Origin of the sequence: Promicromonospora panici (genome assembly GCF_900608595.1) — a bacterium.
Taxonomy (GTDB): Bacteria; Actinomycetota; Actinomycetes; order Actinomycetales; family Cellulomonadaceae; genus Promicromonospora; species Promicromonospora panici.
This window is the reverse complement of sequence record NZ_UWYY01000021.1, coordinates 23,459-37,623: the sequence shown is the minus strand read 5'-3', so window position 1 is coordinate 37,623 and position 14,165 is coordinate 23,459. Positions and strand designations below refer to the sequence as shown.

General features: G+C 69.9%; 13 protein-coding genes. 11 read left to right on the top strand and 2 right to left on the bottom strand.

The window, feature by feature from the left end:
* Nucleotides 1-43: 43 nt before the first annotated feature.
* The 7 genes from EW117_RS22750 to EW117_RS22720 all read left to right on the top strand — a co-directional run bounded on the left by EW117_RS22750 (nt 44) and on the right by EW117_RS22720 (nt 7,370).
* Nucleotides 44-931 (top strand): carbohydrate ABC transporter permease, encoded by an 888-nt coding sequence (locus EW117_RS22750; RefSeq protein ID WP_129788981.1) that lies wholly within the window; start codon nt 44-46, stop codon nt 929-931.
* The gene (locus EW117_RS22745) at nt 928-1,884 is read left to right on the top strand and encodes a carbohydrate ABC transporter permease (RefSeq protein WP_242504469.1); all 957 of its coding nucleotides are present in this window, start codon (nt 928-930) and stop codon (nt 1,882-1,884) included. Before EW117_RS22750 ends, EW117_RS22745 begins: the two co-directional genes overlap by 4 nt.
* Before the next feature lie 32 nt (nt 1,885-1,916).
* Nucleotides 1,917-3,170 carry an ABC transporter substrate-binding protein gene (locus EW117_RS22740; protein WP_165362828.1) on the top strand — a complete coding sequence of 418 codons (1,254 nt, stop codon included), beginning with the start codon at nt 1,917-1,919 and terminating at the stop codon, nt 3,168-3,170.
* Nucleotides 3,171-3,195: 25 nt separating this feature from the next.
* Complete coding sequence (locus tag EW117_RS22735) at nt 3,196-4,251, top strand: glycoside hydrolase family 76 protein (RefSeq protein ID WP_129788980.1); 1,056 nt, start codon at nt 3,196-3,198, stop codon at nt 4,249-4,251.
* Nucleotides 4,252-4,297: 46 nt separating this feature from the next.
* Nucleotides 4,298-5,389: a GntR family transcriptional regulator gene (locus EW117_RS22730; protein ID WP_129788979.1), complete on the top strand. Its 1,092-nt coding sequence runs from the start codon at nt 4,298-4,300 to the stop codon at nt 5,387-5,389.
* Between the two features lie 234 nt (nt 5,390-5,623).
* Nucleotides 5,624-6,022: a hypothetical protein gene (locus EW117_RS29525; protein ID WP_165362827.1), complete on the top strand. Its 399-nt coding sequence runs from the start codon at nt 5,624-5,626 to the stop codon at nt 6,020-6,022.
* A 59-nt stretch (nt 6,023-6,081) separates the two neighbouring features.
* A protein-coding gene (locus tag EW117_RS22720; protein WP_129788978.1) for an IS3 family transposase occupies nt 6,082-7,370 on the top strand; the annotation gives its coding sequence in 2 pieces (ribosomal slippage) (nt 6,082-6,355 and nt 6,355-7,370; 1,290 coding nt in all).
* On the opposite strand, the gene EW117_RS22715 is transcribed toward EW117_RS22720, so the two are convergent.
* Nucleotides 7,342-8,841, bottom strand: coding sequence for a 13E12 repeat family protein (locus tag EW117_RS22715; protein WP_242504468.1), 1,500 nt, complete (start codon nt 8,839-8,841; stop codon nt 7,342-7,344). The genes EW117_RS22720 and EW117_RS22715 overlap by 29 nt on opposite strands.
* Nucleotides 8,842-9,271: 430 nt before the next feature.
* Here EW117_RS22715 and EW117_RS22710 point away from each other — a divergent pair, with 430 nt between their 5' ends.
* The 3 genes from EW117_RS22710 (at nt 9,272) to EW117_RS22700 (ending at nt 12,525) form a co-directional block, all read left to right on the top strand.
* Nucleotides 9,272-11,284: a glycoside hydrolase family 76 protein gene (locus EW117_RS22710; RefSeq protein WP_129788977.1), complete on the top strand. Its 2,013-nt coding sequence runs from the start codon at nt 9,272-9,274 to the stop codon at nt 11,282-11,284.
* A gap of 73 nt (nt 11,285-11,357) precedes the next feature.
* Nucleotides 11,358-11,750, top strand: a complete 393-nt coding sequence (locus EW117_RS22705) for a hypothetical protein (RefSeq protein WP_207211998.1) — start codon at nt 11,358-11,360, stop codon at nt 11,748-11,750.
* A gap of 289 nt (nt 11,751-12,039) precedes the next feature.
* Nucleotides 12,040-12,525 (top strand): heme-degrading domain-containing protein, encoded by a 486-nt coding sequence (locus tag EW117_RS22700; RefSeq protein ID WP_129788976.1) that lies wholly within the window; start codon nt 12,040-12,042, stop codon nt 12,523-12,525.
* A gap of 11 nt (nt 12,526-12,536) precedes the next feature.
* Here EW117_RS22700 and EW117_RS22695 read toward each other — a convergent pair whose 3' ends face one another.
* Complete coding sequence (locus EW117_RS22695; RefSeq protein WP_165362826.1) at nt 12,537-13,148, bottom strand: RICIN domain-containing protein; 612 nt, start codon at nt 13,146-13,148, stop codon at nt 12,537-12,539.
* Between the two features lie 221 nt (nt 13,149-13,369).
* Between EW117_RS22695 and EW117_RS22690 the strand changes: the two genes are divergently transcribed.
* Nucleotides 13,370-14,131, top strand: a complete 762-nt coding sequence (locus EW117_RS22690; protein WP_129788974.1) for an SDR family NAD(P)-dependent oxidoreductase — start codon at nt 13,370-13,372, stop codon at nt 14,129-14,131.
* Nucleotides 14,132-14,165: the final 34 nt, after the last annotated feature.

Genomic DNA, 14,165 nt, shown 5'->3' with positions numbered 1-14,165 from the left:
CGACGAGGTTCGGCAGACCGGCGGCAGCACCGGTGGTCTCGGGATGAGCGCCGCCGTCAGCGCCACCCGGCGCCAGCAGACGATCAGCGCGTGGATCTTCCTCGCCGTGCCGGTGGTGCTGTTCGCGATCTTCCTGCTGCTGCCGGTGATCATGGCGATCGGCCTGAGCCTGACCGACTACGCGGTCATCGGCGAGTTCGAGTGGGTGGGCCTGGCGAACTACGCGCGCATCGTCGACGACCCCATCTTCTGGGTCGCCGTGCGCAACACCGCGCTCTACACCGTCCTGTACGTGCCCGCCGGGCTCGTCGTGGCGCTCGGCACGGCACTGCTGCTCAACCGCAGCAGCCGCGTGTCGCGCGTGTTCCGCACGCTCTTCTACATCCCGGTCGTGTCCTCGACGGTCGCCACCGCCGCCATCTGGTTCTGGCTGCTGAACCCCCAGTACGGCCTGCTCAACGCCGTGCTGGGCTGGTTCGGCATCAACGGGCCGGCGTGGCTGTACGAGTCCCGCTGGGCGATGATCGCCATCGTCATGATGAGCGTCTGGGCCGGCTTCGGCGCCAACATGATCATCTACCTCGGCGCGCTCCAGGGCGTGCCGGGCGAGCTCGTCGACGCCGCCCGCGTCGACGGCGCCGGAGCCTTCCGCGTGTTCTGGCACGTGACCCTGCCGGCCATCTCCCGGGCCACGTTCCTTATCCTCACGCTGCTCCTGATCGCCGCCTTCCAGGTGTTCGACCAGGCGTACGTGCTCACCAAGGGCGGACCCGGGAACTCGACGCTCACGCTCGTCTACTACATCTACGACCGCGGCTTCGGACGCCTGGAAATGGGCTACGCCTCGGCACTCTCCTTCGTGCTGTTCCTCGTGATCCTCGTCTTCTCCGTCGCCAACGCCCGCGCCACCGGACGGGAGAGAGACCGATGAGCGCACAGACCAGCTCCGCCCCCGCCCGCACCGCGGCCGCGGGTCCCGTGATCACCGCCGCCGGGCCGACGCCGGACAAACGGCCCCCGACCGCCCGGCGCATCCTCGGCAGGTCGGTGTGGACGCTCGCCGTCGTCCTGATCAGCGTCACCACCGTGATGCCGCTGGTCTGGACCCTGTCCACGTCCCTCAAACCCGAGGGCGAGATCCTCTCGTCCTACCTCCAGCTCCTGCCCGAGAGCCCCACCCTCGCGAACTACGTGACCCTGTTCACCGACGGGCCCTTCGGCCGCTACCTGACCAACTCGGCGATCATCGCGCTCGGCGGGGTCGCGACCAACCTGTTCTTCGGGGGCCTGGCGGGGTACGCCCTGGCGAAGCTGAGCTTCCGCGGCCGCGGCGTCGTCTTCTCGCTGTTCCTCGGCTCCATGATGGTGCCCGGCATCATCACGATGGTCCCCACCTTCCTGGTGCTGCGCCGGTTCCCGCTGGTCGGCGGGAACGACCTGTTCGGCGAAGGCGGGGCCGGCTTCATCAACAGCTACGGCGCCGTGCTCATCCCGTTCGCCGCCGGGCCGTTCGCCGTGTTCTTCATGCGCCAGTTCTTCCAGGCGCTGCCCGACGAGCTCGGCGACGCCGCGCGGATCGACGGCGCGAGCGAGTTCCGCATCTTCTGGAACATCTACCTGCCGCTGGCCCGGGCAGGCCTGGCCGTGCTGGGCGTCCTCACGTTCCAGGCCGGCTGGAACAGCTTCCTGTGGCCGCTGATCGCCCTCAACGATCCCGAGATGCTCACCGTCCAGGTGGGCCTCGCCGGGTACGTCAACGAGTACCAGACGGAGTACGGGCCGCTGCTGGCCGGCACGATCCTCGCGAGCCTGCCGGTGCTAGTCGTCTTCATCTTCGCGCAGCGCTACATCATCGAGAACTTCGCCCACTCCGGAACGAAGTGAACGTTCGAGAAACCCTGCAAAGGAGCAGAGTCATGAAGAGCTCGACACGGATCGCCGGGGCGCTCGCCGCGGCGGCGGTACTGGCCGGGACCCTGAGCGCTTGCGGCAGCGGGTCGGGCGGCGGCTCAGACGGCGGGACCGAACAGGTCACCTTCTGGGGCTCCTGGTCCGGGGACCAGGCCAAGCAGCTGCAGAAGCAGGCGGACGCCTTCAACGAGTCGCAGGACGAGTACGAGGTCAAGTACGTCGGTCAGGAGCTCGTCGAGGAGAAGCTGCTCACGGCGCTCGCGTCCGGCAGCGTGCCCGACGTCGTCCTGTGGGACCGGTTCGCCACGCCGCTGTACGTCCCGAAGAATGCGCTCGCGCCGCTCGACGAGTACATCGAGGCCGACGGTGTCGACGTCACGCAGTTCTACGACCAGGCGATGGGCGAGCTCGTCGTCGACGGTGAGACCTACGGACTCCCGCTGCTCGTCGACAACCGGTCCCTCTTCTACAACGCCGACCTGCTGAAGGCGGCCGACGTCGAACCGCCCACGGACTGGGCCGAGCTGAAGGCGGCCGCCGAGGCCGTCACCGAGCGGGACGGCGGGAAGCTGAGCATCGCCGGCTTCGCGCTGGACGACCCGGGCCTGTTCAACATGTGGCTGAAGCAGGCGGGTGGCCAGATGTTCAGCGACGACGGGACCAGCACCGCGTTCAACAGCCCGGAGGGCCTGGAGGTGCTCGAGTTCTGGAAGGGCCTGCTGGACGCCGGCGTGTACGAGCCCGGCTTCGGCGAGGGCGTCGACTCGTTCGCCGAGGGCAAGCTAACGATCAAGTACGACGGGCCGTGGGCGCTGACCGCGCTGGACGAGGCGGGCGTGAACTACAGCATCGTGCAGCCGCCCGTCGGCCCGGACGGCGACCAGGGCGCGGGGATGGGCGGCTTCGGACTGGTCATCCCGCAGGGTGCGCAGAACCCCGACGGCGCCTGGGAGTTCATGAAGTGGTGGACCACCCAGCCGGCCAACAGCGTCGACTTCGCGAAGATCTCCGGCTGGATCCCCGCGAACATGGAGGCCGCCAACGACCCGTACTTCACGAAGGACGACCGGTACCAGGCGTTCATCGAGACCATGGAGTACGCCGAGGTGCGGTCGAACACGCCGGGCTCCTCCGACGTCGAGGGCAAGGCGCTCATCCCCGCGCTGGAGCGGTTCCTCGGCGGCGAGATCGACGCGCAGACGGCGTTGGACGAGGCCCAGGAGCTCGGCGACCGGATCCTGGCCGACAACGCGCAGTGACCGGAGGGGACACCCGAGGAGACCTATGACGCATGCGAATCCCTGGCCCGCCCGCGCCGACCTGGCCCAGCGCAGCCTGGACCACTTCTTCGGCGCGGCCGAGCCGCAGCTGCTCGCCAACACCTACCCGGCCGCGGACAACTCGACGTTCAACTACTGGTGGCTGGCCCACGTCATCGACGTGCGGCTCGACGCCTTCGGCCGGACCGGGGACCAGGAGTGGCTGACGGCGGCGGAGGTGGCGAGCGCCAACCTCCGCGCCCGGAACGGGGGGTCGCTGTTCAACGACTACTTCGACGACATGCTCTGGTACGCGCTGGCCCTCGAACGGCTGGCGCGCGCCACGGGACGGGCCGAGCCCCTTGACGACGCCCGCGCGATCTGGGAGCACGTCGTCGAGCACGGGTGGAACGAGACCCACGGCGCGAGCGTCGCGTGGCGCAAGCAGCAGCCGTACTACAAGAACACGCCGGCCAACGGCCCGTTCGCCATCCTGTCGGCCCGCCTGTACCGGCACGAGCCGGACCCGAGGTACCTGGAGTACGGCACGGTGGCCTTCGACTGGATCACCGCCACGCTCGTGGGGCCCGACGGGTTCGTCGAGGACGGGATCAACCGGGAGGGCGACGGTCGCGTCGACACCCAGTGGCGCTTCACCTACAACCAAGGGCTCTACGTCGGGGCGGCCGTCGCGCTGGAGGAGGTGCTGCCCGAGCTGACCGGCCGGGAGCTGACCGGCCGGGCGCTGCGGACGGCCACGACGGCACTGGCCGAGCTCGCGCCGGACGGCGTCGTCGGCAGCGAGGGCGGCGGGGGAGACGAGGGCCTCTTCAAGGGTGTGCTCTACCGGTACCTGGGCACGCTCTTGGACCGGATCGGGCCGGCGTCGCCCGAAGCCGCGCCCGTGCTGGACTTCGTCCGGTCGAGTACGGACCTCCTCTGGGACACGGGCCGGCGTGATGGCCACCTGCTGGCGGGCGACGACTGGCGCCGTCCCGCCCAGCCACCGGTGTTCTACTCGACCCAGCTCAGCGCCATCATGGCGCTCGAGCTGCGCGCCGCGATCAAGGCACGGCCGTGACCCGCTGTAGATTCATGGGTCACGTCCAACCGGTGAAGGGGCATCTGTGAGCCAGCCGCTCTACCTCGAGGTGTACGAGAAGCTCCGCGACGCGATCCACTCCGGCACGTACCGTGTCGGGGACCGGATGCCCGCCGAGGCCGAGCTGACCAAGCAGCTCAAGGTCAGTGCCATCACGCTCAAGCGCGCGATGGACCTGCTGCGTGCCGACGGATACATCACCCGCCGGCCCCGGCTGGGCACGGTGGTGGTGAGCGAGAGTGCCACGAACGCCGCGGCCGCGAGCGGGCCCGCCCCGCTGATCGGGTGCGTGCTCACCGACTTCGACGACACGTTCGGCACGCGTGTCCTGGCGGGCCTGCTCGACGCGTCGAGCACTGCCGCCAACCTCGTGGTCAAGCGCAGCCTCGGCAACGGTGAGGCGGAGGGCGACCTGGTCCGTGCTCTCGTCGCCGACGGCGTCCAGGGGCTGATCCTCGAACCGAGCTCCTCCCAGTACGTGCCGCCGGCCGTCCTGGAGCTGATCACCCAGTCGTTCCCGGTCGCCATCCTGGACCGTGTGTTCGACGGCGTCCCCGTCTCGTCGGTCTGCTCCGACAACGTCTCCGCGGGCCGGCAGGCCGCCGAGGTGCTCTTCGCCGCGGGGTACGACCACGTGGGCCTGGTGTCGGCGGCGAGCACCGTCTCGACGGTCCAGGACCGGCTCGACGGGGTCGTCGACGCGCACGCCACGCGGCACGTCCCGTTCGACCCGACGCACCAGTTCCGGATGGTCCGGTCGACGGTCCCGGGCAGCGGCGTCGCGCCCGACGACGACATCGCCGAGCTCGAGAAGTTCCTCGCCACGAATCCCGGCCTGACGGGCGTGGTCGCCACCGAGTACAACATCGCCGTCCTGCTGCGCGAAGCCGCGCAGCGTGCCGGGCGGTCGGTGCCGGGCGACCTCGGCATCGTCTGCTTCGATCACCCGGACGCGTTCTACGACAAGGCACGCTACCGGTTCACCCACATCCGGCAGGACGAGGCACGGATGGGCCATGAGGCCGTAGCCCTCGTCCTCGCGCAGGTCCGCGACGTCGGCCAGGTCACGAAGGTGACGCTGCCGACCGAGCTGGTGCCGGGCAGCTCGACGCGCTGAGCCCTGTCCGTCCCGCCTTGCCCGTCGAGCTGGCCGACCTTCGAGCCGCCTTGCCGTCGAGTGGTGCTGTCCTGCTCAGAGCTGTCCTTGCTCAGAAGCTGTCCTTGCTCAGAAGGGTGGTTCGCTCGGATCGGCGGGCTGGTCTGTTGTCGTGTCGGGCGGTACGGCTCCTGGTTCGGTTGCCTGGTAGGGGCGGGGTAGGCGCTGCCCGGTGAGTGCTCGGAGGGTGAGGTCGTGGCTGGTGTCGGGGTCGATGTCGTCGAGGTCGATGTGGGTGTCCAGGACGGTGGGTGGTCGGGTGTGGGTGCGTCCGGTGGGGGTGGTCCAGGTGGTGATGCCGGTGTCGGGGTCGCGGACGATGCCCCAGCCGGCGTGGGTTTTGAGGAGGTGGTGCTTGCGGCACAGGGGGTGGAGGTTGTGGGCGCGGGTCTGTTCCTGTCCGGCGTCCTTGCTCCTGTTCTTGCTCCTGTTCTCGTTCGTGCTCGTGTTCTCGTGCGTGTTCGTGGTCGTGGCCTGGTCGTTGTTGTGGTCGTGGTTGAAGGGTTGGATGTGGTCCAGGTCGCATTGGCTGGCCGTGGTGTCGCACCAGCCGAAGGTGCAGGTCTTGTCGCGGGCTTCGACGGCTGCGCGTAGGACTTTGAACCGGTCCGGGTTTGATGCCGCTGCTGTTTGAGTCCGGAAGGATGAACAGCATGCCGAAGAAGATCGATCCCCAGCTGCGTGCGAGGTGCGTGCGGCTGGTGCGTGAGCACCAGCAGGAGTACCCCACCTTGACCGCGGCGGTGGCAGCGGTGGCTCGTCAGGAAGGTGTCTCGAAGGAGTCGGTGCGGCGTTGGCTGGCCCAGGCTGACGTCGATGACGGAACCCGGCCCGGTGTCACCAGCGAGGAGTCCGCGGAGGTCAGGCGGTTGAAGGCCGAGGTCAAGCGGTTGCGGGAAGACAACGAGATCCTGCGCAAGGCCTCGATTTTCTTCGCGGGGGAGCTCGACCCCCGCAACCGCTGATCTGCGCGTTCATCGACGAGATGAGGAACCAGGTTTACGCAGTCGAGTCGATCCTGAGGGTCCTGCGCCAGCAGGGCCTGCAGATCGCTGCGAGGACCTACCGGGCCTGGAAGCGCCCGGCCCGTATCGCGGACCGCACGATCACCGACGCCGTGGTCGAGGACACGATCCGCGATCTGGCGTGGACGTTCAACGAGACCACGGGACGCAGGCAGATGACTCCGGAGGGCCTGTACGGGCGACGGAAATGGCTCGCCCTGCTGCGCCGGCAGCACGGCCTGGCCGGTACGTCTCGTGGCGCGGTCGACCGGGCGATGCGGACCCTGGGTCTCCAGGGTGTCGTCCGGGCGAAGAGACTACGCACCACTATTCCGAGCCCGGACGGGAAACGTGCCGGTGACCTGCTCAGCCGTGACTTCACGGCCCCCGCACCCAACCGTGTGTGGGTCACCGACTTCACCTACGTCCGCACCTGGGCCGGGTTCGTCTACGTCGCGTTCGTCGTGGACGTGTTCGCCCAGCGGATCGTGGGCTGGCACGCCAGCTCCAGCAAGAAGGTCGGCCTGGTCATGACCCCGCTGCGGATCGCACTGTGGCAACGCGAGAGGGAAGGAAACCCTGTCTCACCTGGGGCTTTGATCCACCACAGCGATGCCGGATCCCAGTACACAGCGATTCGTCTGACCGAGCACCTCGCCCTGGAAGGCATCAACCCGTCGATCGGGACCGTGGGCGACGCCTACGACAACGCCCTCATGGAAACCATCAACGGCCTCTACAAGGCCGAGTGCATCCGCACCACCGTGTTCCACGCCGGCCCCTACCGCACCCTCGCGGACGTCGAGTACGCGACCGCCGGCTGGGTCGACTGGTACAACAACCGACGCCTGCACGGCACACTCGGGATGCTCACCCCGATAGAGTTCGAAACGCTCCACTACCAGGCCCTCACCCGCGAGCCCGAACCCGCAAAGTAGCGGCAAGGAACCCGGGCCGGTTCACTTTGCCGGGTTGGTAGGTGGTGGTGGAGTAGTCGGTCAGGATCCCGGTGACGGGGTCGGTGAGCAGGCGTTGCCAGGTCGCGTCCTGGGCGATGGCTGCAGCGGTCTCGGCGGGGATGGGTCCGTATCCGGCCAGGTCGCCTGGGGCGTCGTTCAGGCCGAGGAGGGTGCTGGCCGGGATGGTGACCCGGATGACGGGGCGGGTCGGTGTGATCCGCACGGGTTGCACGATTTCCTGCACGACGACTTGTTGGACGGGTGCCTTGCCGCCGCACGTGCACACCGGCACGTCCGCGGCGTCGGATCCCGTGCCGTTCGTGTCCGTGCCGTTCGTGTCCGTGCCGGCTTCCGTGCCGTTGTCCGTGCGAGGGCCGGACTCGGTCCTGGTCTCTGTCTCCGTCTCGGTCTCTGTGTCGGTCTCGGTGCAGGGGTCGGTGAAGCGGTCGGCGGGCAGCAGCCGGCCGGTGATGATGCCGGTCAGGGAGTCGGCGCGCAGTTGTCCCAGGGTGCGGTCCTCGCCGGTGGCGTGGCGGAGCTGGTGGGCCATGTCGTCCACGACGCCCCAGACGGCTGCGGCGTCGGTCGCGGGCAGGTACGCGGACAGCCAGCCCATGTCGTTCTCCGCCCGGTCCACGTGCACGGACCGTCGGGCCGCCTCGGCCTTCGCAGTCTGGGCGGCGCCGTGCCGGTTCTTCGCGAACGCGAGCATCTTGTGCTGCAGCCACTTCCACGTCCGTCGTGGCGCGTGGGGCAGGTACCGGCGGATCGCCTCGGCGCGCTCGGCCACGGTCAGCTGGGTGGCGGAGCGGAGCAGGGTGTGCGCCTTGCGTACGTCGATCCGGCCCGCGACCAGGGCCTGGATCACGCTCGGGTGCTGGGCGCCGGACTCTGCCCGGACCACGACCTCGGTCGCTTCGGGCTCGGTCACGACCAGCTCGCTGGTGACCTGCCCGACCAGCGAGTTGTGTGCCAACGGGTGGCTCTCTCGGGTGGCACGCTCGGCGACCACGCGGGCTTGTACGCCCGCCGCCCACGACTGCAGGCGACCCGACGCGACGACCAGGTCGCCCAGGGCGTCGTCAGACAGGTCGGCGAGCAGACCGGTCTCCGGGTCAGTGACCTCGGCCACCACCCGCGCGAGCTGCACACCCGGCACGCCCCGCAACGCCGTTTGCAGGGTCTCGGCCGGCCACAACACGATCGGCACAACATCCGGTGGCCAGTCCGGTGGCGGCCCGTCCGGCTCCCGGTCCGGACGTGCGCCGGCGTCCGCCTCCCAGACGGGCATCAGACAGTCATACGGCGGCAGATCGTCGAACGGTGCGTCGCGGGGCACCGCGTCGCCGCGGTCAGTGTCGCCACCGTCAGCGTCGCCACCGTCAGTGTTCTCGTGGTCAGCCGTGCGGGTGACGTCCAGGAACATGCCGTTCGGGAGCGCGTCGTCCATACAGCCCGCCTCCTTTCACTTTCGAACAATAAGTCTACGGATGCATCCCATCCCTGCGGACGTCTGTTCGATTCTATAGTCGACCACTGACACTCGCCCTTTTTCTGCCGCTCGCGTAAGCACATGTTCGCGCAGCCGGTCGCCCCTACCTCGCGTTCGCTCGCCGGACCCCGGAGTCGCTCATCGGCGGTCGGCACATCCCTGTCTCGGAGGTCCCGAGATCGGCGGTCGTCGCCGTCGTCCAGGACCTGCCACGGACGGGAGAGGGGATGCGACGCGAGCCCATGCAGGGTCGGGCTGATGAACACGGATCCGCGCCTCGGTCGATCGGTGCAGTCGATCGGGCAGATGGGTGCATTCCACCCTTTCCTAATGTAAGTTTTGGGGTGAATCCGGGACGCAGTGTCGCGCCCGGGGGAGGAGCCATCTGATGCTGCGTCGGATCCGACATGTCCTGATCGCCCTCGCCGTGGTCGTCGGCCTCCAGCCGATCGCCGTCGCGCAGGCGGGACCGCCGCCGGAGGCTTCCGTCGCCTCCGATACGAGGGAGGCGGGCTCGGCCGATACCGGCTCCGGCGATACCGGTTCGAGGGACGCCGGTTCGAGGGACGCCGGTTCGAGGGATATGGCCTCGCGCGATACGGCGAGCGAAACCGGCGCGACCGACGTGGCGCGTGCCCGGGTCGCCACCGAGGTGCTGCTGGATTCCTACGACGAGCAGAAGGCGTGGTTCCCGTCGAGCTGGTGGAACTCCGCCGTCGCGCTGCAGACCATCGGCGACTACATGGAACGCACCGGCGACCGGAGCTACGTCGACGAGCTGGACCACAGCTTCGAGACCAACAAGGGCCCGTTCCCGGCCGGGGAGCGCTCCACCGACGAGATCTACGGCAACTTCACCAGCCGCGCCATCGACGACGCCGGGTGGTGGGCGCTGAACTGGGTCACCGCCTACGACCTGACCGGTGACCAGAAGTACCTCGACATGGCGGGGACCATCGCCGACTTCATGCACGGGTTCTGGGACCCGAGCACCTGCGGCGGCGGCATCTGGTGGAACGAGGAGCGGACGTACAAGAATGCCGTCACCAACGGCCAGTGGATCCGCCTGACCGCCGAGCTGCACAATCGCATCCCGGGTGACACGGTCTGGCTGGGGCGATCCCAGGAGGCCTGGGACTGGTACGTCGCCAGCGGTTTGATCAACGCCAACGGCCTGGTCAACGACGGGCTGACCGACAGCTGCGCCAACAACGGCGACACGGTGTGGAGCTACAACCAGGGCCTCGGCATCGGTGCCGCGCTGGAGCTCTACCGAGCCACGGGCGACCCGGAGCTGCTCGGCACCGCGCGCCGGCTGGCCGACGCCGCGCTCGGTTCCGGCGCGCTGGTGACAGACGGCGTGCTGACCGAGTCCTGCGACCCGGTGGGCCGGAGCTGCGACGACAACCAGAAGCAGTTCAAGGGCATCTTCATGCGGTACCTGATGGAGCTGGCCGACACCACCGGCGAGGCGCGCTACCAGGAGTTCGTGGACCGGCAGGCCGAGACCATCTGGGCGAACGACCGCGACTCCTCCGAGCGGCTGGGCCTGCGCTGGGCCGGCGCGTCGAGCGCCGAGAGCCCCAACGTCTTCGACTGGCGCAGCCAGGCCAGTGCGCTGAGCGCGCTGATCGCAGCGGTGCCGGTGGACGCGCCCAGCCGGTCGCTGTCCGCCACCATGTCGCCGGCCCAGCTGGTGGTGATGCCGAGCCCGGGAGCCACATCACAGGTGCGGACGGAGGTCGAGGTAGCGGCGACGTCGGCAGGGCAGCTCCCCGTGCGCGCGGGCGTGCAGGTCAGCGCGCCGGATGGCTGGGTGGTGGACCCGGCTCGGAGCCGGGTCGAGCTGGTGCCCGCAGGCGATGGCACCCCGGCCCGGGCGAACGTCCCGCTCGAGGTCACGGTGCCCGCCGACGCCGAGGACGGCAGCTACCCCCTGACCGTGCGGGTCACCGCGAGGCCGGGGCTCAGCTACACCACGCGGGTCACCGTCCAGGTGGCGAGCGTCGTCGACTTCGACGCCGGGACGACGCAGGAGGTCGCGTGGCTCTGGGACGCCGGGGGCTCGGGCCTGAGCCAGTCGGGGAGCCGGTTCGCCGACGGCACCAGCCACTTCGTCTACAAGTTCCCGTTCCCGGCCGAGGCGACCTCGGCCGAGGCGACGCTGACCATCGACAACCAATACGTGGTCGACGTCGGGCCCGACGGCGCGAGCTGGACCACCGTCATGACCGAGGACGAGCCCATCAGGGACGGGTCGAACAAGGCGGACCACACCCTCGATCTAACGCCTCACCTCGGCCCGGACAAGGCGGTCTACATCCGCGTGACCGACGCCTTCCCCGAGGACGGCTGGGGCGGAGGGGTCTATCACGTCTCGGCACGGTACGGGACGTCGTGAGCCACTGAGGGCTCAGACGTGGAGACCACACCTACTTGACGCCCCGTGACAAGTACTTGCTGTCGTCTGTCAAGTGACGACTGACGAGCATGTCGAGCTGGCCGACGAGCTGCTGCGCCTGATCGAGCGGCGGATCGTCGATCCGCTGGAGATCCTGTTCGGCTCCGACGAGCAGGTGCGGCCGGTCAGGGACCAGCTGCGGATCGAGACCGAGGTGTGGGCGGCGCAGCTGTTGGTCCGCGACGACAAGCTCGCGGTCCATACCGCGGCGCGGCTGGTCGCGGCGCTCTTCCCCGGCGACGGCCCGTTCGACCCGCCCGACGCGTGGTGGCCCGGCGCGTCGGGCACCCGGGCCGGGACTCGGTGCCGTTCTCCGCGGCGGGGGCGATGCTGGGCATCACCCGGCAGGGCGTCCACGACCTGGTCAAGCGCGTCAAGCTCGACCGGCATCCCGACGGCGGTGTGACGACGTCGCCCATCCACGCACGACTCAACCGGCCGGGGGAGCGGTGATGCCGCACGACGTGACCATCACCGACCACGAGATATCGCTCGCCGTGCGCCGGGCATGCCGGGCGGGAAGCTGATGGATGCGTTCCGGAGGGGCGTCCGTCGTGACCTCGCGGGTCTCCCGGCGCAGATCGAGGTCAGGGAGCTGGACGCCAGCCACAACATGGTCGCCGAGCAGCCGACGGCGCTCGCCGCGCCCATCAACGAGTTTTCTGACGGCGCGCGGACACGGGCAGGATGGGGGCATGAGCGAACCTGATGTCACCACCATCATTGCCCAGGTCGAGGCCCAGGAGGCGGAGCTGGTCCTGACCACGTTCACGCACGAGGAGGCCTGGCGGCTGGGCGCCCGGCTCGTCGAGCTGGCGACCGAGCGCGACCTGCCCGTCGCCGTCGACATCCGCAAGGGGACCCAGCAGGTGTTCCACGCGGCCCGGCCCGGCACGACGCCCGACAACGACTCGTGGATCAAGCGCAAGGTGCGCGTGGTGTACCGGTTCGGGGCGTCATCCTACCTGGTGGGGCTGCGCGCGCGGGCGAAGGGCACCGACTTCAACGCCGACCAGGGCCTGCTGTTCCAGGAGTACTCCGCGCACGGCGGTGCCTGCCCGGTCCGGGTCGCCGGGGTGGGCATCGTCGGCGTCGTCACCGTCTCCGGCCTCGCGCAGCAGGACGACCACGCCCTCGTCGTGGAGGCGCTGCGCGAGCTGGCCGGGTCCCAACGGGCATAGGGACGGCGGGATCAGAGCGGCACCCACCGCTGGTTGTCCCCCGCGTGGCAGTCGTAGACGATCACCGGCGTCTCGTTCTCGGTGCCGGCTCCGGAGACGTCGAGGCACAGGCCAGTCGCGACGTTGCGCACCGTGCCGTCGGCCTGCGGGGCCCACTGCTGGTTCGCGCCACCGTGGCAGGTCCAGACGGTGACCGGGGTGCTGGGCGCCCCGCCGCTCGGGTCGTCCAGGCACATCGATCCCAGGGTGCGCAGCTCCCCGGAGGTGGACGCGGTCCACTGCTGGCCCGCGGCGCCGGTGCAGTCGTAGATCTGCAGGGCGGAGCCGTCGGCCGCGACCCCGCCGGGCACGTCGAGACACCGGCCGGACGCGGCGCTCTGCAGCGCGATGACCGTCGGCGTCGGCTCGGCGGGAGGCTCGCTCGGGCTCGGGCTCGGGCTCGCGGAGGCGGACGGCCCGCTCGGCTCGGGCGAGGCCACGGACGCCGTCCCGCCCTGGTCCGGGCTGTGGCCGGGTGCGCTCTGCGGGTCGGACACGTCCCGGTTCAGCACCCACACCGTCCCGACCACCGCCGCCAGGGTGAGCAGGACGGCGAGCGCCCACGCGAGTGCCCCCGGAGGCACGCGCCGACGCGGCGTGACATGGTCGTACACCCTGACGTCTTCCCTTCCGACGGCGTTCCCGCCCCCATGGCGTGAGCGCGGACGAGCCGCACCCTACTGCGTTGCCGTGACTGCCTGCCGTGAGTGCTTCGCCACGACTGCCTTGCCGCGACCGCCGGGCAGGCGACTGTAGGTTCGACGGATGGAAGCACCGAGGTACGCGTAGCTGGAGGTGTAGGACGATGCGCTCGTTCGTGGTGACCGGTGGCAGCCAGGGTGTGGGCCGTGCGATCGCGGAACGGCTGGCCGCGGACGGCCACGTCGTCGTCCTCGACCTGAGCGATGCCCTCAGCTGGGCGGACTCGAATGTCACGCTCGTCAGCGGCGACGCCGGGGATCCCGATACGACGCGCCGCGCCGCGGAGGTGGCGGAGGCCAGGGCCCCGCTCGCCGGCTGGGTGAACAACGCGGCGGTCTTCCGGGACCTCCCCATCACGGCCCCGCCGTCTGACGTCCTCGGGGCCGTCACGGCGAACCTGTCGCTCGCCATCACCGGCTGCCACACCGCCGTCGAGCACTTCCTGTTGTACGGGCGCCCCGGGGCGATCGTCAACGTCTCGTCCCACCAGGCACAGCGACCGGTCCGCGGCGCCCTGCCGTACGCCACCGCCAAAGGCGCCGTCGAAGCGCTGACCCGCGCTGTCGCCGTCGACCACGGGCCGGACGCGATCCGCACCAACGCCGTCGCCCTCGGGTCCATCGAGACCGCGCGCTACGCGGAGTACCGGCGGGCGCACCCCGGCGTCGACCAGCAGATGGCGGCTCTGCACCCGCTCGGCCGCGTTGGTACGGGGCGCGAAGTGGCCGATGCCGTCGCGTTCCTGCTCTCCGACCAGGCGGCGTTCGTCAGCGGCGCGGTCCTGCCGGTCGACGGCGGGCGCGCGGCACAGGGCGCCGACCCCGAGGCCGCCCGGGGCGGCCAGCAGCGCGGCGACGTCCCATAGAACTGTGGACGAAGGTACTTGTTTGCGGTGATGG

Bases quoted from the DNA above. Each gene is read 5' to 3' on its own strand.
- EW117_RS22750 (WP_129788981.1), top strand. From the start codon at position 44: ATGAGCGCCGCCGTCAGCGCCACCCGGCGCCAGCAGACGATCAGCGCG.
- EW117_RS22700 (WP_129788976.1), top strand. From the start codon at position 12,040: ATGAGCGAACCTGATGTCACCACCATCATTGCCCAGGTCGAGGCCCAG.
- EW117_RS22715 (WP_242504468.1), bottom strand. From the start codon at position 8,841: ATGGACGACGCGCTCCCGAACGGCATGTTCCTGGACGTCACCCGCACG.
- EW117_RS22735 (WP_129788980.1), top strand. From the start codon at position 3,196: ATGACGCATGCGAATCCCTGGCCCGCCCGCGCCGACCTGGCCCAGCGC.
- EW117_RS22690 (WP_129788974.1), top strand. From the start codon at position 13,370: ATGCGCTCGTTCGTGGTGACCGGTGGCAGCCAGGGTGTGGGCCGTGCG.
- EW117_RS22745 (WP_242504469.1), top strand. From the start codon at position 928: ATGAGCGCACAGACCAGCTCCGCCCCCGCCCGCACCGCGGCCGCGGGT.
- EW117_RS22740 (WP_165362828.1), top strand. From the start codon at position 1,917: ATGAAGAGCTCGACACGGATCGCCGGGGCGCTCGCCGCGGCGGCGGTA.
- EW117_RS22710 (WP_129788977.1), top strand. From the start codon at position 9,272: ATGCTGCGTCGGATCCGACATGTCCTGATCGCCCTCGCCGTGGTCGTC.